An 18,747-nucleotide genomic window follows, 5' to 3' on the forward strand; every position below is an offset into this window, starting at 1 on the left:
TTATACTCTCCTAGCTGGAATACCAACATAAGTTCCAGTCTCGTTTATATCACAAACCACAACAGCACCAGCACCAACTTTACATTCACTAGTGAGGTTTACATTATTACTTACTACACTACCAATCCCTAACCATGTACCTTGTCCAACTTTAACAGTCCCTGCTAAATGAGCACCAGGTGAAATATGAACAAAATCCTCAATTACATTGTCGTGGTCAACCGAAGCACTTGTATTTATAATGCACCCTTTACCGATTCTAGTGCAGCAGTTAATAACCACCCCTGCCATAATCACTGTTCCAGAAGCTATCTCAACTTGTTCTCCAATAACAGAATTTGGATGGATTAACGTTGGTATGGTTGCACCTTTTGCTTCTAGATGTTCATGGATTTGTTTACGAGTTGCATTTTTCCCAATACCAACAAAAATGTCGCAATCATTTATGTGTTCAATAGCTTCATTAGATTTTCCAATAATCGCTATTCCCATCGGTAATTTAACGTCATCGTTGTCGTCTAAAAAAGCAATAGTCTGCCATCTATCCATTTTTCTTGCAATGTCAGCTACAACTTTACCATGTCCGCTAGCACCAATTATGAGTAGTTTGTTTTTCATGACCCCATTCGTTCCTTTTTAGTTCCCTTAAAAGGTTCCATCGTTGCTGCAGTTTCTGAATTAATCCCTTCTCTTACAAAAACCTTCTTAATCGTTTGAAAAATAATCTTCCAATCCCCTATAAAACTAACATTGTCTACATATTCCACATCAAGATTAAATTTATCTTCCCAACTGATAGCATTCCTACCACTTATTTGAGCTAACCCTGATAAACCAGGTCTAACTTCATGTCGTCGTTTTTGATGATCATTATAAAGAGGGAGATACTGTACTAGCAAAGGTCTAGGTCCAATAATCGACATATCTCCTTTAAGAATATTAAAGAGCCCTGGAAGCTCATCTAGTGATGTGGAACGCAAAAACTTCCCGAAATTTGTCAACCTCACTCTGTCTGGTAATAACTCCCCATTCTCATCTTTTTCATCTGTCATTGTTCTAAACTTATACATTATAAAGACCTTTTCATTTAGACCAGGACGTTTCTGTTTAAATAATACAGGACTTCCTAGTTTAGTTCTTACTAAGATAGCTACTATTAAAAGAACAGGACTGAGAGCTACGATAGCAGCCAATGACAATATGAAATCCATCGGTCTTTTTATAAATCTTTTATAAATACCACCTTTAGTTTGTTCCATTATTCACACCACAACTTCTTAATAGTTTCTACAATTTTCTCCAGATCAGCTTCGGTCATCTTCGTATCCGACGGCAAACAAACACCATTCTCAAACAACTTCTCAGATACATCCGTCCCAACATAATCGTACTTCTCAAAGAAAGGCTGCATATGCATTGGCTTCCAAACCGGTCTTGACTCAATATTCTCAGCTTCCAACGTTTTAAATATATCAATTGGTCTCACTTTACCAGTCAACGTCATTGAGCTTAACCAGTAATTCGGAGCATCCCAATCATTACTAGGCATAAACTGGACTCCTTCTAGCTCACCAAGTTCTCTCTTATAAAATTCATAGATATAATTCTTCTTTTCTACACGTTGATCTAAAACTTTTAACTGGCCTCTACCAATACCAGCAACCACATTACTCATACGGTAATTAAACCCTAATTCACTATGTTGGTAGTGCCTTGCTTGATCCCGCGACTGTGTAGCCCAGAATCTAGCTTTAGCAATTCCCTCTTCATTATTAGAAACTAGCATTCCACCACCAGAAGTCGTAATGATTTTGTTCCCATTAAAAGAGAAGATGCCATAGTCGCCAAATGTTCCAGTATGCTTACCTTTATAGTAAGTTCCTAAACTTTCAGCAGCATCTTCTATTAAAACAACATTATGTTTCTTACAAAGTTCTACGATTCTATCCATATCAGCAGACAAACCATATAGGTGAACAACAATTACTGCCTTTACTTCTGGATACTTTTGAAATGCCTCTTCTAATGCTTTAGGACACATATTCCACGTTTCATAATTACTGTCTATAAAAGCCGGAGTAGCATTTTGGTAGATAATTGGATTAGCAGTAGCTGAGAATGTAAGTGTTGGACAGAATACGATGTCTCCTTCACCAACCCCTGCAGCTCTTAAAGCTAAGTGAATAGCTGCCGTTCCAGAAGAAAGTGCTGCTGCTGCTTTAGAGCCAACCTTTTCTGCTAGCTCTCTTTCAAATCCATTTACGTTTTCTCCAAGGGGAGCGATCCAGTTGGTATCAAATGCTTCCTTAACATATTCCATTTCATAACCTTCATCACTCATATGAGGTGATGAAAGAAATATTCTTTCGTTCACTTTTGTTGTCTCCATCCTATAGACTTCCTTCCATCGTTAAGTTAATATTTTAGTAGATTAGGACTTAAATGAAATCCTATGTTTTATTTCAACCAACTACTAAACCACTAAAATTGTTGTTATCTACTTCTGATAGCCACCTCGTAATATCTATTCAATCAACAACATTCAATCACGAAGTTTTTTCATTCTTACATTACCCTTAACCTTGTTTCTTCCTATTAAACTACCATTCAATCGGTTTAGGTGACTGGGTGGTTAGCTGCTAGGTGGTTAGGAAGACCTTTAAAACCTTAACTAAAGTTTAGGTGCCCCTGGTAATTTAATATCTTACCTAATGTCAACTGTCTAACTTCTAATTTGTTTGCTCGAAGCTACTAACACAAACAAAACCCTAACTACCCAACAGCCAACCACCTAAAAGCCCCTTACACACAAAAAAGGCCCTCTCAAGTTGATACAATTCTTACCAACTCAAGAGGCAACACAATATAAATACTTTTTTGGTGGTTTGGTGGTTAGCTGTTAGGTAGTTGGGAAGATCTTAAATTCTTTTCTAACCCCCACCTCTAATAAGCTTTTAGGGTGGCTGGCTAGGTCTTTAAAGACTTTCCTAACCCCTAACCACCTAACTACCCAACCAGCCAAAAGGGGTTTTCATCCCCTATCCACCCAATTTCTTTACCAATCCATTCAACATTCTTCCTACTTGATCTATTTTTGTGATCAACTCTTCATATTGAGCTTGATTGATAAATTCCAGATCTTTTGAAAGGTAGATTTGGTATTTTAACTCTTCTAATGAACCTCGTGCTATGAGTAAAAATCGTTTATATTCTTTAGTAGATCCCCTTGCTCTTCCTTCTGCAATATTACTAGGGATCGATACAGCAGCTCTTTTCATTTGAGACATTAATCCATATTGTTCTTCTCTAGGAAAGTGACGAGTAATCTTATAAATCTCCAACACTAAAATATGAGCCTTCTGAAAAACAACAAGTTTGTTAATGTCCTCGTACAATGAAAAACCTCCAAATTCGTTTTGGGGTGGTTGGCTACTAGGTGGTTTGGTGGTTGGCAAGTGCTTTAAAGTCCTTGAACTGCCTAGCCCCTAACCACCCAACCACCCAACCAGCTTAGATGCTTTTTGGGTGACCGGCTACTAGGTGGTTTGGTGGTTGGCAAGTGCTTTAAAGCCCTTGATCTTTCCAACCCCTAACCACCTAACTACCCAACCAGCTTAGATGCTTTTTGGGTGACCGGCTGCTGGGTGGTTTGGTGGTTGGTAAATGCTTTTAAATCCCTTGACCTTCCCAACCCCAAACCATCCAACTTTCAGGCTACCAGGTGGTTAGCTACTGGGTGGTTAGGAAATGCTTTTTGAACTTCCCAACCCCAAACCACTCAACCTTCAGGCTACCAGGTGATTAGCTACTAGGTGGCTAGGAAATGCTTTGGACCTCCCCAACCCCAAACCACCCAACCTTCAGGCTACCAGGTGATTAGCTACTGGGTGGTTAGGAAATGCTTTTTGAACTTCCCAACCCCAAACCACCCAACCACCTATCCACCTAATTATTTCCCACTCTCTCCCTCTCCACAACACTCTCCATATACTCAAGCAATTCCGCTCTTAACTCCTCATTCTCCATCGCAAACTCCAACGTCGTCTTTACAAACCCCATCTTCTCCCCAACATCATAACGCTTGCCTTCGAAATCATAAGCAAATACACGTTGGATTTCGTTGAGCTTTTGGATTGCATCAGTTAACTGGATCTCGCCGCCTGCTCCTGTTTGCTGCTCATCTAGGAACTTAAAGATATAAGGAGTAAGAATATAGCGACCCATGATGGCAAGATTGGATGGCGCTGTTCCTTGGGCTGGCTTTTCGACAAATTCATTGACTTGATAGCGTCTGCCGCTATTGCTTACGGGATCTACAATTCCGTAACGATGTGTTTCTGAATCAGGTACAGTTTGCACACCAACAACAGAAGACATCGTTTCTTCGTACTGCTCAATCAGCTGCTTTAAGCATGGCTTGTCTGCACGGACAATATCATCGCCAAGTAAGACAGCAAATGGTTCGTCACCAATAAACTTACGAGCACACCATACGGCATGACCTAACCCTTTCGGTTCTTTCTGACGGATATAATGAATATCAACCATATTAGACGAATACTGAACCTTCTCAAGCAGCTCTGTTTTTCCTTTATGGAATAAGTTCTGCTCCAGTTCAAACGCATGATCAAAATGATCCTCAATCGCACGCTTTCCTTTACCCGTTACAATAATAATATCTTCAATCCCCGACTGCACCGCTTCTTCGACTATATACTGAATCGTCGGTTTATCTACAATCGGCAGCATCTCTTTTGGCATGGCTTTTGTGGCTGGGAGGAAGCGAGTTCCTAAGCCCGCTGCGGGGATGATGGCTTTTTTTACTTTATGCATGGCAAAAACTCCTTTGGTGTTTTTGTGGGTGGTTAGCTGCTAGGTGGTTGGGTCGTTGGCAAATGCTTTAAAGATTTTCCTAACCCCAAAACACCTGATCACCTAATAAAGCTTTTAGGGTGACTGGCTGCTGGGTGGTTTGGTGGTTGGCAAATGCTTTTAAATCACTTGAACTTCCCAACCCCTAGCCACCTAACTACCCAACCAGCTTAGATGCTTTTTGGGTAATCGGCTGCTGGGTGGTTGGGTCGTTGGCAAATGCTTTCAAGTCCTTGAACTTCCAACCCCTAGCCACCTAATCACCTATCCATCTAAAATGCTTTTGGGTGACTGGCTGCTAGGTGGTTCGGTGGGTGGCAAGTGCTTTAAAGATTTTCCTAACCCCTAACCAGCTGTTAGGTGACCAGGTGACCGGCTGTTAGGTGGTTAGCAAAAGCACTCAAGGTCTGTCTAATCCTTTCCTAGCTACCTAGTCACCCAACCACCTATCCACCTAAATTGCTTTTGGGTGACTGGCTGCTGGGTGGTTGGGTCGTTGGCAAATGCTTTAAAGTCCTTGAACTTCCTAACCCCTAACCACCTATCCACCCAACCAGCCAAAGAGGGTTTTATCCTTCTATTTTCCTTACCAATCCATTCAACATTCTTCCTACTTGATCTACTTTTGTGATCAACTCTTCATACTGAGCTTGATTGATAAATTTTAGATCTTTTGAAAGATAGATTTGATATTTTAATTCTTCTAATGAACCTCGTGCTATGAGTAGAAATCGTTTATATTCTTTAGTGGATCCCCTTGCTCTTCCTTCTGCAATATTACTAGGGATCGATACAGCAGCTCTTTTCATTTGAGACATTAATCCATATTGTTCTTCTCTAGGAAAGTGGCGAGTAATCTTATAAATCTCCAACACTAATACATGAGCCTTCTGAAAAACAACAAGTTTGTTAATGTCCTCGTACAATGAAAAACCTCCAAGTTCGTTTTGGGGTGGTTGGCTACTGGGTGGTTTGGTGGATGGCAAGGTCTTTAAAGGTTCTTGAACTGCCCAACCCCTAACCACCTAAAATGCTTTTGGGGTGACCGGCTACTAGGTGACTTGGTGGCTAGCAAGACTTTAAAAGCCCTTGAACTTGCCCAACCCCTAACCACCTATCCACCTAACCAGCTAAGATGCTTATTGGGGTGATCAGCTGCTGGGTGGTTTGGTGGTTGGCAAGTGCTTTAAAATCCTTGAACCGCCTAGCCCCTAACCACCCAACCACCTATCCAGCCAAAATGCTTTTTGGGGTGACCGGCTGTCAGGTGACTTGGTAGTTGGCAAGGTATTTAAGGGTTCTTGAACTGCCTAACCCCTAACCACCCAACCACCCAACCAGCTTAGATGCTTTTTGGGTGACCGGCTGCTGGGTGGTTCGGTGGTTGGCAAGTGCTTTAAAGCCCTTGATCTTCCCAACCCCTATCCACCCAACCAGCCAACCAGCCAAAATGCTTTTTGGGGTGACCGGCTGTCAGGTGACTTGGTAGTTGGCAAGGTATTTAAGGGTTCTTGAACTGCCTAACCCCTAACCACCCAACCACCCAACCAGCTTAGATGCTTTTTGGGTGACCGGCTGCTGGGTGGTTTGGTGGTTGGCAAGTGCTTTTAATTCTCTTGAAATTCCTGACCCCAATCCACCCAACCACCTATCCAGCCAAAACGCTTTTCCTCACTTCGCTTCGCTCAGTACCTTCAACTGCCTCACCCTAAAATTAGCTATATCCAACAGTCTTTCTCTTAGCTGTTCTTTCGTGTATTCGTCGTATGTTTTTGCTAGTTCGTATGTGACGTTGATATCCACCACTGGCGTCTTTCCTCTGTAAATCTTCGGATAGACTTGCTCGTCGTGTACTTCGTCTTTGCTTAGGAGCTCTTCGAACATTTTTTCGCCTGGGCGCATGCCGGTGAAGACGATTGGGATTTCTTCTTCTGTGTAGCCTGATAGACGAATTAAGTTTCGTGCTAGGTCAACAATTTTAACCGGCTCTCCCATATCTAAGACGAAAACTTCTCCGCCTTTTGCGAGGGAGCCAGCTTGGAGGACGAGTCTTGATGCTTCTGGGATGGTCATGAAGTAGCGGACCATTTCTGGGTCAGTTACTGTGACCGGTCCTCCGTTTTTAATTTGGTCTTTGAATAACGGGATGACACTGCCTCGGCTTCCTAGGACGTTTCCGAAGCGGACAGCGACGAAGCGTGTGTCGCTGATCATGTCCATATGCTGTACGATCATCTCGGCAATTCGTTTTGTTGAACCCATCACGCTCGTTGGATTAACGGCTTTGTCTGTTGAGATCATGACGAACGTATTTACATGGGCAGCACTTGCTGCTTCTGCGACATTTTTTGTACCGAGTACGTTGTTTTTGACCGCTTCTTCAGGGTTGCGTTCCATTAATGGGACATGCTTATGGGCCGCTGCATGGAATACTACATGCGGTGTGCGGGCGGCCATAATTGAGAAGATCTTTTCTCTGTCTTGGATATCTGCAATTTCTGTTTTGATGTTTAAGTCAGGCAGATTGCGTCTTAGCTCCATTTCAATTGCGTAAATGCTGTTCTCACCGTGTCCGAGAAGAACGAGTTCTTCTGGTGAGAAGCGGGCAATTTGGCGGCAGATTTCAGAACCGATGGATCCGCCGGCACCGGTTACGAGCACGGTTTTGTTGGTGATATAGTCTGCAATCCCTTCAATATCAAGCTCTACTGGATCACGGCCTAAGAGATCTTCTACTTCGACATCGCGGAACTGATTCACTTCGACATTTCCAGTAATCAGATCCTCCATTTTCGGCAGGATTTGTGTCTTCACTTTTGTTTGTGTACAAACAGCGAAGATCTCATTCAGCTCTTGGCGGTTAAGTGACGGGATCGCAATAATGATATGTTCAACATGAAGCTCTTCTACTAGCGTGGGAATGTTCTTGATTTCCCCCAGTACAGGCAGGTTCATGATTTCTAGGTGCTGTTTGTAATTATCATCATCAACAAAGCCAATTGGATCAAGCTCTGTATCTTCGCTGTTACGCAGCTGGCGGGCTACCATCGTTCCCGCATTTCCGGCACCGACAATCAGCGTACGCTTGCCTCCGAGCTTTGGCTTTAAGTATGTGTCACGGTACATCCTCCACGAGAAGCGCGATCCTCCGATTAAAAGAATATGCATCATCCATGTGATGGCAAGTGTCCGGTAATAGACGTCTTGGATCATAATGAGCTGTGCAACAGCTGTGAGTGCAATTGAGAAATTAACAACCATGAAAATACCGTACAGCTCATTCATGCTCGCATATTGCCATACTCGTTTATACAATTTATAGATATGGGCAAATGCATGATGACTGAGAAGCAAAACGACAGAGCTGATAATTAATACGGTCGTAAATGGGCTTCCTGTTGGCAATAAGATAAAGTTACTAATAAAGATGGAAATGATAACAATAAGTGAGTCTACTAATATTAAGGAAGCAATTCGTTTTTTATACGTCATCGACTTAGCCCCTTTCTTTCGATTTATCGTGATTCGTTAGAAATAAATGTTTTAGGAAACAAGAAAAACCTTACCTGCTGATCCTTGCACAGAAGGAGCACTAGGTAAGGTTTTAGTTAGATGATAGGTATGCATAATTGGGGTTTATTCCCCTGAGGCATTTAACCTCCCCTCACGCCACACCATTGGTAACACGCACCTAAGGGGGTGCCCGCGCACCCCCCACAGTATAGCCGAGTACCTCCAACGATATCGGGTAGGAGGCATAACCGAATGATTCTTTATAGATTAAAAGAGCCCGAGAATTTTCTTCTTTTTAATACGTGATGGCGGACCTGCATAGACCGAGCCGCCGCTGACAAGAATCTCAGCATTTTCTTTTAACGTATAAACAGCACCCATGCCGAACTCCTTTTCTATCACATCAAAGGATTTTGCTAATTCATTTGGTCTGTTTGTGTTGTTATGAGTATCTGATGCAACAAAATGAACAAGTTCATGCTCGATCAGCTGCATGGAGAGCTTCTTCACATTCCGTCCGAAGCGGCCGGCAACACTTGAAGCCGTTACTTGAGCAAGTGCTCCGTTTTTGATCAGTTCATACAGCTTACTAGAATCCGCTGCAATTTCACGATTCCGCTCAGGGTGTGCAATGACAGGCTTAATTCCTTGAAGCTGAAGCTCATACAAGTAACGTGCCGTATAGCTTGGTACGTGATCTGACGGTAATTCAATTAAAAGATGATTCGTTTGATTAAGTGTGATTAATTGGGAATGAGCTGCATCCGCTACAATATTTCCGTACAGGCGTACTTCTTGTCCGGGTGCAATATGTAAGTCAATTTTGTGTGCTCTGAGCTCGTCTTCAAAACGATGAACAGCAGCTAAGATATCTTCGTAGTGATTTTCATATGTACCGTTTTGATGATGAGGTGTAGCGATCATTCCAGTGATTCCTTGCTCCACTGCTTTTCTAGCCATTTCGACCGCGCTCGTCATACTTTCTGGCCCATCGTCTAATCCGGGTAATATATGACTATGTATGTCGATCATAATCCTACTCCCCCATTAAATTCGTTCTGTAATAAACACAAATGTTCCTATCAATTCCAGTCTTCTACCAATCTACCATAATTATGCGAGATTTTCGAGGACTTTTTGGTTATTTCTTTACACTTTCTCCACTAATTTTTCTGTTTTCTATAAAAATGACCTATATCCGCCTGCATTCGACAAAAAGAGCGAGAATTCAACAGGGGCAAGGGGTTGAGAGGGTTAGGAGGTATGTGGACAGTTTTTCAAATCAAACTTTCTGATTATAACTTAGTAGGACTTTTTTGTAGGGGGAGAAGGGGTGGGTTGTTTATAAAATTTATACAGCCTATCCTCCCATTTTCATATATAATAACTTTAAAAACCTATACCTACGGGGGGGAGCATGATCCCATGACACATCAGGAAGAGATTCAACTATTAAAAGATTCGATTAGAGAGAAAGAAGAATTGATTAAAGAGTTATCAGCACCGATTATTCCATCGATCATCCCTAAGACGATCCTCGTGCCGTTAACAGGAGCTCTCACACATGAACGTTTTGCTACCATCCAGGAAAAAATAGTAAACCGCATTCCACTAGAGAAGGCCGATTCAGTGATTATAGATTTTACAGCAATCAGTTATCGTGAGGTTGGGGATCTTGGAATGGAGCAGCTTGGTGACCGGATATCTAAGCTGCGTGACTCGTTGCGTTTAATGGGTGTGGAGACAATCTTCACTGGGTTTTCTTCTACATTTGTACAAGAGATTATCCGCTCAGGTATAGATACGAGCCAAATAGTTGTACATTCAACTTTCCGGACGGGTCTGCAGTATTTGATGAAGAAGAAGGGGTTGGAGTTTGTGGAGTCAGGGAAGTAGAGATGGGCTGCTTCCAGTATTTGTTTGCGTTTGCTAGAATAAATGCTGATTTTGCTGGAATATATGATCGTTTGCTAGAAATAGTGGGTGAATTGCTGGAATCAACCACTTATTTGCTAGGATAGAGAGCGGAGATGAATTCCCATTTAATTGAAGCGTTTATGAGATAAAAGCTGGAGTTCGTTTATAAGTTTCGTTTTTCGTTTATAAATGAGTGGAATTTGTTTATAAATAAGATGAATTCATTTATATCTTGCTCATCAATAAGAGTGGTAACCTTTTCTGCATACCTGTTTCCTCCAGCTGACGGTTTTAGTGTCGCATAAACTTCGTTCCACTTCGTAGCTTTCCGTTTGTCCTCCGTTGATTATCGATCATTTCCGATGTATACTTAACATAGATAAACATACAATAAAAAAGACCGAGTGCGGGAACACTCGGTCGAGGCAACGACTGTCCGCTTTGTGCGGCTGACTTAAGAAAATAACGTACAGAAATAGCTACCTTACTCTGTCAGGGCAAAGGTGGCTATTTCTTTTTGTTTAGATAGACGACAATGGATATAACCATTGTTAGTATCGCTATTAGCACTAAGCTAAATTGAGCAATTAAACTAAAAGATTCACTAAAAGATTCATATGTCGTCATCTGCCTCACCCCCTTTCTTAAGGGAGTTCAGCCGCCACTTTGCTATAATCGTTGCTAAAGAGATTTATGCATTCATTCCTTTTATTTCATATTCTCTTTTCACCTCCTTCCATCCCCCTCTAAAATTAGAAAACCCTTGCTGCTAATCAGTCTTAGCAGCAAGGGTTCGTGGCTTTATTCATTTCCCGCGAAATAATCGACAATTTTTTCGCTCCAGACAGTGTGTCCTTGTTTGTTTGGGCGGAATTTTCCGTCTGGGAGTTCAACTAGATATTGCCCGATTTCTTGGTCATTGGTTAATGGCCACACGTCCCAGTGGTCGAGATACGGGAGGTCTTCTTCTTGTGCGAATCTTTCTAATGCATCAACCTGCTCTTGATAGAATTCTGGTTTATAGAGCGGGTGTGATGGCTGCAGGATCACATAAGAGCCGATTTGTGCATCGATGGCGCTTACGATCGATGATAGATTCATCATCGTTTTATCGAGCGGCACAGTTGAGTGGTCATTTAGTAAAAATGGCTCGAATACAATGATATCTGGGTTCATCGCTTCGATTTGCTGCAGGGCTTCACCTGCGTAGAACTCGCTTGTCGTCAGATCTTTATAGCCTGAGAGATATTGAATATCAAATGTTTCCTCGCCGTATAATTCATTCAACTCTTCTTCAGCTAAGTCTGGCCATGATGGAATTTGAATCGATTGCCCATTTTCAAAGATTTCTCCTTGTGCGTGGGCATCTGAGCCGATGACGGCGATTGAGATTGTTTGGTTGTTTTGATATTTTGCGATGATCTGGTCTTTTTTCTCTGCATATTTTGGATGATCAAGGGCCTCTCCAAGAGATTCAGCCATCATTTCTTGCTGCTCAAGCTCTGTGTAGAAATAATCGATTGCCCCTGCTTCAACTTCTGTCAGCATATCATCATGTTTAAACATATAGAGGGCCACAAGCAGCACACCTACTGCTGCGAGCGGCACGATTGATTTTAAGAAATTCAACATTCCTCTCTCCACCTGCTTTCTTCTATCTATCTGTTATTCTGTGCTTCTTGCTTTCCATACGCCTGAGCGTCTTTTATCAGCAGCGCCGGTCACTTCTCTGTCTTCTCCAAATTTCGATAACACCTGTACGCCGCCATAGAACATATCTGAGTTATTAACTTTGACAAGATAGCCTTTATTGCGAAGGTCTGAGACGATGGAATCCGGCATGTCTTCTTCGATAAAGATCTCATCATCCTCTACGATAAAGCGCGGCTGATCGAGCGCCTCTTGAATTGAAATATCATCAAACATCGCGCTGATCATCACTTGTGTTAATATTTGCGGAATCCGTCTACCTCCAGGAGTTCCGATTCCCATTACATCGTCACCGTCTTCGCTTCTAACAATAGTCGGTGTGATAAAGCTTCTTGGGCTTTTTTGCGGCTCGTAGGCATTCGGCGACTTATCATTTGAGCTGAAATTGGCTAATTGGTTATTCAAAAAGAAGCCCTCCACCATGTTGCCTGAACCGAAAAAGTTACTTAATGTATTCGTTGCTGAAACGACCATGCCGTCCTGGTCCATCACGACAAAATGTGTTGTGTTATTATGATTATTTTCATCAGCCGGTGTGTCGTTTACATCAAATGAAGCGGATAGCTCAACAGTTGAGATCTCAGATGCCATCTTGCTTGAATACTTCTCGCTTGCCAGTTTCTCGGTATTAACTTCCGTAAATTTCGGGTCGCTGATATTCGACAGGCGGTCATTGTATGCTTGCTTAGCCATCTCACCGAGCAAGTGAATATAGTCCGCCGATGTTTTATCAATCCGGTCGAGCTTGTACGCTTCTGCCATCTGCAGCATTTGAATCAGGGTGATCCCAGCTGTCGGCGGTCCTGCCGTGTATACGTCATAGCCGTAGAAGCTGCCTTTGGCGGCTTTCGTTTTCACCACTTCGTATTCTTCTAAGTCACGCTTTGAAACATCAGAGTAGTTATTTGCAATATCCTCGGCAATATCGCCTTCATAAAAATCATTTAACCCGTATTCCTGCAGACGTTTTAACGTTTCAGCCAAGTCCTCCTGCCTTAACGTCTCTCCTCCCTTGATTGCTTCATCATCAGGAAAGAAGTGACTCGCAGCATCCTGGTCAATCCGGTGTCTGGCCCCGTGAATTCTCTGGCTTAAATACGTATCGACTACAAACCCGCCTTCAGCAATGTCGATCGACGGTTCGAGCAAGTCATATAAGCTTTTCACGCCGTAATCGTGATGCACCTCATGCATTCCTTTAACAAGTCCAGGGACGCCGGTGCTGTTTTTCCGTCCTTCTCTTGGGGCTGTTTCTCGGTAATCATAGACGACAGGCTCTACATCTGGTTTCGGCAGAACAAGCATCGTCCCGCCTCCGCCAAGTCCAGATCCATATGGCTCGGCAACGCCAAGCGCAAAGGATACAGCGACTGCAGCATCAACTGCATTGCCGCCTTGCTCTAGCACGCGCATCCCGACTTCGACGGCAACCGGATTAGATGAGCTCACGCCGTAGCCTTCTTTATGTTTCACTTGTTCCACCTCTTCATCAGGCAAGGATAAGTCGCCTGTTTCTTGTTCGCCGCCTCGATCTCCAACAATTAAAAAAATCACGATGATTAGGAGCAGCAGAATGAATAGAGTCGTCCATTTAATCTTCAAACAACCCCTCCTCTCCAGGGTGTAATTCGAACTATTTTATCATCTTCTCTCAATTAATTTTGATTCCATCCGATCTAATTAGTACATTAAAACCATAGAATTTATCATAGAAGGTGAGCTATTTGAGAGTTCTATTAATTATTTTTTTCCTATTTTTAAGTATCTTCATCCCTGTCAGTACTCAAGCTAAAGCGATTGAAAGAGTTGACCTAGCTGATGTTAAGGCCGGCGATACCTTGTATTTCACTCATACAAAAGGGACCTATATCGGCAACGGACGATTTCTAAGTAAGAAAGGCCTTGTCGATATTGACCTTACTGACTCCTATTGGATCGATTCTTACGTGGGATTGAAACGCCGTAGTCAATCAGGTTCTACCATGTCTCAATCGCAATCAATGGGTTCTACTCTTGCAAGCCGTGCTATATCTCTTATCGGCACGCCATATAATCAGCGCGGCGAGACTCCGCATGACGGGTTTTCTACCGGCAGCTTTGTTCATTACGTGTATAAAGATGTCACAGGCAGCCTGCTTTCAAAAATTCCGTTACGGCAAAAAGAAGCCGGTACTCCGGTGAAGCGGTCTGAGCTTGCACCTGGTGACCTTGTTTTCTTTCAAGGGTCAAGCAGCGTGATAAGCGGCATCTATGTCGGCAACCAAGAATTTGTGATTGCTACTTCTAACGGTGTCGCTAAGCGCCATCTTGACCGTGATTCGTATTACGCGAACTCCTATGTTGGTGCGGTTCGCTACTCTCGTGATGAGCTTCGTCTCAGCCACCCGAAAACGTATGAGAATCACGAGCATCCGGCAGTTCGCGAGGCGATGAGGTATATCCACACGCCGTATGTGTTAACCGGCAATACACTCGCTGGTTTTGACTGCTCCTACTTAATTCAAATGGCCTTTGCCGACGGACTTGATGTCCACCTCCCAAGGATTACGTATAATCAGTGGGAAGTAGGCCTGACTGTGTTAGATGGCAAAATTGACTTTAAACGCCAGTCCCTTGACGATTTGATTCGTCCGGGTGATGCGATTTATTTCTCGAATACTTGGCAGCCTGGCATCTCTCATGTCGGCATTTACCTAGGTCAGAACTATATGGTTCACGCCTCTGGTGATGAGGGGGAAACGACAATCAGCTATATTGCCTCTTACTGGCAGGAGCGGATGACAGGTGCGAAACGTTTTGATGATTTAACCCTTCGTCTTGATCATCCAGTCGTACAAAAGGCGAGCGTTCTGCTTGGCACACCGTATGTTCTCGGCGCTGATGAACCTGAGACAGGCTTTGATACAGGCAGTCTCGTTCAATACATTTACAAAGAAAGTGTCGGACTTGACCTGCCGCGCTTCGGTTCTCAGCAAATCCTCACTGGTGTTGAGGTGACTGAGCCTGAGACAGGGGACCTCCTCTTCTTCCAAGGAAGCTCGGTTATTCCTGCTGTGTATGTTGGCAATGGACAGATGGTTGTGATGACTCAGCTGCAAGGTGCCACAATTATTGATTATAAGAACAGCGACTACTGGGCGCCTCGTTATATCGGCGCAAGACGCGTTCTATAGTAATGTGACTCCGGCCAAACATGCGCCGGAGTCCTTTTTGTTATCTTGCATCATTCATACGATTCAGCACATGGCTGTGATCAACTTCAAAAATCAGGCGATCGTCCTGTTGTTTGATGCTCTCTGTATTTTCCGTATCCTTTGTCAGCTGTCTGAAAATCTTGCCGCGGTGATAGAAGCTGAGCGCTCCTTCTACAGGCTTTGGCTGCGCTTCGTAAATACGGAACGGCACAAGTTCAACTTCAGCTGTTCCGTCCTTCTTCAGGTTGTACTGAGCAATCGCCGTATCACGTGTGCGTGTCCAGCCTTGGTCTAAGACGAAGTTTCCGATTGAATACAAGATTAACGTGTCATTGTACACATCGACTGATTGCAGCACATGCGGATAGTGCCCGATCACAATATCAGCACCGGCATCAGCGAAAGCTTTCATTAACGTTTCCTGACGAGTTGTCGGTGAGCTGTCATAATCCTGTCCGGCATGCACATGTACAACCACTAAATCAGCTTGGCTGCGTGCCTCGCGGATTAACGGCAGAGCCTCGTTTGGGTCCGTTGTTAAAACAGCTGCTGCATTTGACGGCGCGACAACATCGGTTACCCCGACTGTTGCGACTTCAAGCCCGTTATGTTTTGTATATGAAACGCCTTGGGCCGCGTTATAATCCGTTGCCACTCCAACTGCTTCCACATCAGATTCATCGATTGCTTCTAATGTTTCTTTCGTTTGCGGCGAATCAATTTCAAATGAATGATTGTTTGCTAGATTGACGACAGAAAAGTCCGCGTCTTCTAGCGTTTTGATTGCCTCTTTATCAGCCACTAAGCTTGAGATCTCTTCTTCACTTAACGGCTTTGAGCTTTCTTCATCGAGCACTGGACTTGTTAAGTTCCCTGTCACATAGTCGGCTGCTTCAAAGTATGGCTTCGTGTAAGCAAACATATGATCATAGCCATGTCGCTCGGCTACTTTTTCAACATGACGGCCAAACATAATGTCCCCTACAAGCGAGGCCGTAAAGACTGAATCGTCTTCTTTGGCCACAGTCGGCACATCAGCCTGGCGAATGAAGCTGGTACTCGCTAAAATGATAAAACATATGATGAATGCAATGATGGAATGTTTTTTAGCATGCACTTTATGCTTCTTCGTACTCATTAACACTTTTTCCGGGAAGGTCAGTTTACGTTTTTGACTCATGGTTATCCCTCCCTACAGTAAGTAAAACAGCGAAATAATCGCAAATGTGATCCCGCTTAGTGCGAGTGTACTTAATACAGTCGGCGTCACACCTTGTTTTTGAATAGTGTTTGCAATTAATCCGGGCACGATGACGCCGAGACCCCTAAACTCATGGATCTCAAAGGGCATGACCGGATAGAAGAAGTCGAAGACGAGTTTCAACACAATCCCCGTCGTAAGCATGGCCGCGAACTTTCTGCGGCCGTATAAAATCGTTATTTTTGAAATACCGTACACAACAATTAAGTAGGTTAAAAAACTAATTGAAAAAATCACTAATAAGAATACTGGCTGGTCAAATACAAGCGCCAAATACCCAGGCACAATCAGCCCCGCCGGCATGATGCCGGTTTTCTCGGCATAGACCAAGCTCAGTACGACACCAATTACGAGTGCCACATATAAATCAGTACCAAACACCTTAGCTCCTCCTCGTCTAACTCGCTAATCTCTTCACTTTATATTGATTTAATTTCTCGATTAATGGCTCTGCTGCTCCGTGAATGTTTCCTACGCCATAAATCGTCGTCGATGCCATTACATCGTATAAGTAATCGGCAATCTCATCAGTAGATGCCCCTTCGAAATTAACAATCTCATTTGCTGGAATAAATCCATCTTCAAATGCATCAACAATTGGCGATACACTCTCTCCGATCACAACGAGCTTGTCCATCTCAATATGAGGCAGTACGTCCCGGGCAAACTGTTCAGTCCGCTCAACGCGGTCTTCACGGCAGTTCATAATGATAACTGGCTGTTTTGTCGGATAGCCTAACACCTCGACACGCTTCCAAATGTTTAACGTCGAAGCCGCATCGTTTGCGGCGAATCCATTTACAAAATACGATGTCTGATTTGAATGGTCATCCATCGGAATAATCCGCATCGCACCAGGGTCTGGGTGGGCATTTAACATGCCGCGGAAAGCTGTTTCTTCATCTATGCCAAGCGCTTCTGCAACAGCAAGAGCAAGTGAGGCATTTTCTGGGAACACCATGTATTCAAACTGCTTTAAAAAAGCCTCTGAAATTCTTGAGTTGTCTGCGACGATGACTTTCGTATTACGTTTTTCCGCAATTTCCTTATAGTAGTCCGTGTACGGGCTCTCCGTAATAATGAGATGTCCGTTATAAGGAATCGTTGCAACAAAGGCTTGCGCCACTTCATCTAGTGTCGGTCCCATCACATCCATGTGATCTTCAAGCACATTAACAATAACACCGATGTTCGCTTGGACCATTTCTTCTTGGAACGTGATCTGATAGTCCGGGTTAACGGCCATGCACTCACTTACAAGAACTTCGGCATCAAGATCTGCTGCTTCTTTTACAACGATCCGCTGCTCGCGGATATTCGGCCCCTCAAGACGACGCTTGATCGGCTTCTCTTCTTTCTTGTTCCAGTAAATCATTCGTGCTGATGTACCGGTTGTCTTTCCAATCGTTCTTTTTCCCGTCTCTGTGATCACACCTGTTACTAGGCGCGTGACGGTTGATTTTCCTCTGATTCCATTAATGTTGACGCGTACAGGAATGGAGTCGATGTTTCGTTTGTGAATAATCTTCTCTCTGATTCCAAGCACCAAAATAAAAATGACAAAAATGGAGATCGGTATAAAAGCCATTTCATATACCTCTTTTCTGTTTTTTTTAACCATCGCAGGACATTTATTGGTGCATTAGCACCGAGTCCCCGAAAGCTCACAAATTTGAAATATTCATGAACAATGGCTTGCCATAGCAAATTATAATCAAACGACTGCCCATTTGGCTGTCCGTCGTTCGAGCTGAATAAAAGTAGAACATCTGTCATATAAATTGACACGATGCTTTAACGCATTAAAACGATATATGAGAAGATGGTTATAAGTTTGGGTGATGAGTTGGTAGGACATAGATAACCTTTCCACATTAAAGGCTGTAAGGATGCGGTTTACTCGGGGGCGATTCAGATTTATCGACATTTTTCCACATTCACGTACTATGCGACCAATATGGGATAAATCGGTTTTGAGATTAGGAAAATGAGGAAGGTTGGGATGAAAAAGGTGAGGATGGTATCGTCAAGTTCCTTATAATTACTATTAGTTTGGATAGAAGCGGGGAATTTGGTGGATAGCACGAGCTAGTTTCCAATATTTAGTTGCGTTTGTTCGAATTAAGTGGAAAGTTGTTCGAATTAATGAGGGGTTTGTTCAAATAATCTATTTGTTTGTTTGAATTATCGAGGTGTCTGTTCGAATTACGGCTTGAGCAGATTAGTAGTTTCCAATATATTGCTGCGCTTGCTAAAATGATTCGGATTTTCGCTGAATAA

At 43.2% G+C, this 18,747-nt stretch carries 15 protein-coding genes; 2 read left to right on the plus strand and 13 right to left on the minus strand.

What is annotated here, in order from left to right:
• The 8 genes from BPOF4_RS17865 to BPOF4_RS17900 form a co-directional block, all read right to left on the minus strand.
• Positions 1 to 618, minus strand: a complete 618-nt coding sequence (locus BPOF4_RS17865; RefSeq protein ID WP_012960645.1) for an acetyltransferase — start codon at positions 616 to 618, stop codon at positions 1 to 3.
• Complete coding sequence (locus BPOF4_RS17870; protein ID WP_012960646.1) at positions 615 to 1,259, minus strand: sugar transferase; 645 nt, start codon at positions 1,257 to 1,259, stop codon at positions 615 to 617. Before BPOF4_RS17870 ends, BPOF4_RS17865 begins: the two co-directional genes overlap by 4 nt.
• Positions 1,259 to 2,374: a DegT/DnrJ/EryC1/StrS family aminotransferase gene (locus BPOF4_RS17875; RefSeq protein WP_041823079.1), complete on the minus strand. Its 1,116-nt coding sequence runs from the start codon at positions 2,372 to 2,374 to the stop codon at positions 1,259 to 1,261. Before BPOF4_RS17875 ends, BPOF4_RS17870 begins: the two co-directional genes overlap by 1 nt.
• 664 nt (positions 2,375 to 3,038) lie before the next feature.
• Positions 3,039 to 3,395 (minus strand): four helix bundle protein, encoded by a 357-nt coding sequence (locus tag BPOF4_RS17880; RefSeq protein ID WP_012960648.1) that lies wholly within the window; start codon positions 3,393 to 3,395, stop codon positions 3,039 to 3,041.
• Positions 3,396 to 3,945: 550 nt separating this feature from the next.
• Positions 3,946 to 4,833 (minus strand): UTP--glucose-1-phosphate uridylyltransferase GalU, encoded by an 888-nt coding sequence (gene galU, locus BPOF4_RS17885; RefSeq protein ID WP_012960649.1) that lies wholly within the window; start codon positions 4,831 to 4,833, stop codon positions 3,946 to 3,948.
• A 608-nt stretch (positions 4,834 to 5,441) separates the two neighbouring features.
• Positions 5,442 to 5,798 carry a four helix bundle protein gene (locus BPOF4_RS17890; protein ID WP_012960652.1) on the minus strand — a complete coding sequence of 119 codons (357 nt, stop codon included), beginning with the start codon at positions 5,796 to 5,798 and terminating at the stop codon, positions 5,442 to 5,444.
• A gap of 745 nt (positions 5,799 to 6,543) precedes the next feature.
• Positions 6,544 to 8,364, minus strand: a complete 1,821-nt coding sequence (locus BPOF4_RS17895) for a polysaccharide biosynthesis protein (RefSeq protein ID WP_012960654.1) — start codon at positions 8,362 to 8,364, stop codon at positions 6,544 to 6,546.
• 288 nt (positions 8,365 to 8,652) lie between these two features.
• Complete coding sequence (locus BPOF4_RS17900) at positions 8,653 to 9,417, minus strand: tyrosine-protein phosphatase (RefSeq protein ID WP_012960655.1); 765 nt, start codon at positions 9,415 to 9,417, stop codon at positions 8,653 to 8,655.
• Positions 9,418 to 9,810: 393 nt separating this feature from the next.
• Here BPOF4_RS17900 and BPOF4_RS17905 point away from each other — a divergent pair, with 393 nt between their 5' ends.
• On the plus strand, positions 9,811 to 10,281 hold the full coding sequence (locus BPOF4_RS17905; protein ID WP_012960656.1) for an STAS domain-containing protein: 471 nt from the start codon (positions 9,811 to 9,813) through the stop codon (positions 10,279 to 10,281).
• An 822-nt stretch (positions 10,282 to 11,103) separates the two neighbouring features.
• Here the strand turns inward: BPOF4_RS17905 and BPOF4_RS17915 are convergent.
• Positions 11,104 to 11,934, minus strand: coding sequence for an SGNH/GDSL hydrolase family protein (locus BPOF4_RS17915; protein ID WP_012960658.1), 831 nt, complete (start codon positions 11,932 to 11,934; stop codon positions 11,104 to 11,106).
• Positions 11,935 to 11,967: 33 nt separating this feature from the next.
• Complete coding sequence (locus tag BPOF4_RS17920; protein WP_012960659.1) at positions 11,968 to 13,614, minus strand: gamma-glutamyltransferase family protein; 1,647 nt, start codon at positions 13,612 to 13,614, stop codon at positions 11,968 to 11,970.
• A 122-nt stretch (positions 13,615 to 13,736) separates the two neighbouring features.
• Between BPOF4_RS17920 and BPOF4_RS17925 the strand changes: the two genes are divergently transcribed.
• Entirely contained in the window at positions 13,737 to 15,185 is a 1,449-nt protein-coding gene (locus BPOF4_RS17925; RefSeq protein ID WP_012960660.1) for a C40 family peptidase, read from the plus strand.
• Positions 15,186 to 15,225: 40 nt separating this feature from the next.
• On the opposite strand, the gene BPOF4_RS17930 is transcribed toward BPOF4_RS17925, so the two are convergent.
• The 3 genes from BPOF4_RS17930 to pgsB are packed head-to-tail and all read right to left on the minus strand — an operon-like array spanning position 15,226 to position 18,055.
• Complete coding sequence (locus tag BPOF4_RS17930; RefSeq protein ID WP_012960661.1) at positions 15,226 to 16,386, minus strand: CapA family protein; 1,161 nt, start codon at positions 16,384 to 16,386, stop codon at positions 15,226 to 15,228.
• 12 nt (positions 16,387 to 16,398) lie between these two features.
• Positions 16,399 to 16,848: a poly-gamma-glutamate biosynthesis protein PgsC gene (gene pgsC, locus BPOF4_RS17935; RefSeq protein ID WP_012960662.1), complete on the minus strand. Its 450-nt coding sequence runs from the start codon at positions 16,846 to 16,848 to the stop codon at positions 16,399 to 16,401.
• Positions 16,849 to 16,864: 16 nt separating this feature from the next.
• Positions 16,865 to 18,055 carry a poly-gamma-glutamate synthase PgsB gene (gene pgsB / locus BPOF4_RS17940; protein ID WP_012960663.1) on the minus strand — a complete coding sequence of 397 codons (1,191 nt, stop codon included), beginning with the start codon at positions 18,053 to 18,055 and terminating at the stop codon, positions 16,865 to 16,867.
• Positions 18,056 to 18,747: the final 692 nt, after the last annotated feature.

The organism is Alkalihalophilus pseudofirmus OF4 (assembly GCF_000005825.2).
Classification (GTDB): Bacteria; Bacillota; Bacilli; order Bacillales; family Bacillaceae_D; genus Alkalihalophilus; species Alkalihalophilus pseudofirmus.

Excerpts from the sequence above, each read along its gene's own strand:
- BPOF4_RS17865 (WP_012960645.1), bottom strand. The coding sequence starts at position 618 with ATGAAAAACAAACTACTCATAATTGGTGCTAGCGGACATGGTAAAGTT.
- BPOF4_RS17870 (WP_012960646.1), bottom strand. The coding sequence starts at position 1,259 with ATGGAACAAACTAAAGGTGGTATTTATAAAAGATTTATAAAAAGACCG.
- galU (WP_012960649.1), bottom strand. The coding sequence starts at position 4,833 with ATGCATAAAGTAAAAAAAGCCATCATCCCCGCAGCGGGCTTAGGAACT.
- BPOF4_RS17895 (WP_012960654.1), bottom strand. The coding sequence starts at position 8,364 with ATGACGTATAAAAAACGAATTGCTTCCTTAATATTAGTAGACTCACTT.
- BPOF4_RS17900 (WP_012960655.1), bottom strand. The coding sequence starts at position 9,417 with ATGATCGACATACATAGTCATATATTACCCGGATTAGACGATGGGCCA.
- BPOF4_RS17905 (WP_012960656.1), top strand. The coding sequence starts at position 9,811 with ATGACACATCAGGAAGAGATTCAACTATTAAAAGATTCGATTAGAGAG.
- BPOF4_RS17915 (WP_012960658.1), bottom strand. The coding sequence starts at position 11,934 with ATGTTGAATTTCTTAAAATCAATCGTGCCGCTCGCAGCAGTAGGTGTG.
- BPOF4_RS17930 (WP_012960661.1), bottom strand. The coding sequence starts at position 16,386 with ATGAGTCAAAAACGTAAACTGACCTTCCCGGAAAAAGTGTTAATGAGT.
- pgsB (WP_012960663.1), bottom strand. The coding sequence starts at position 18,055 with ATGGCTTTTATACCGATCTCCATTTTTGTCATTTTTATTTTGGTGCTT.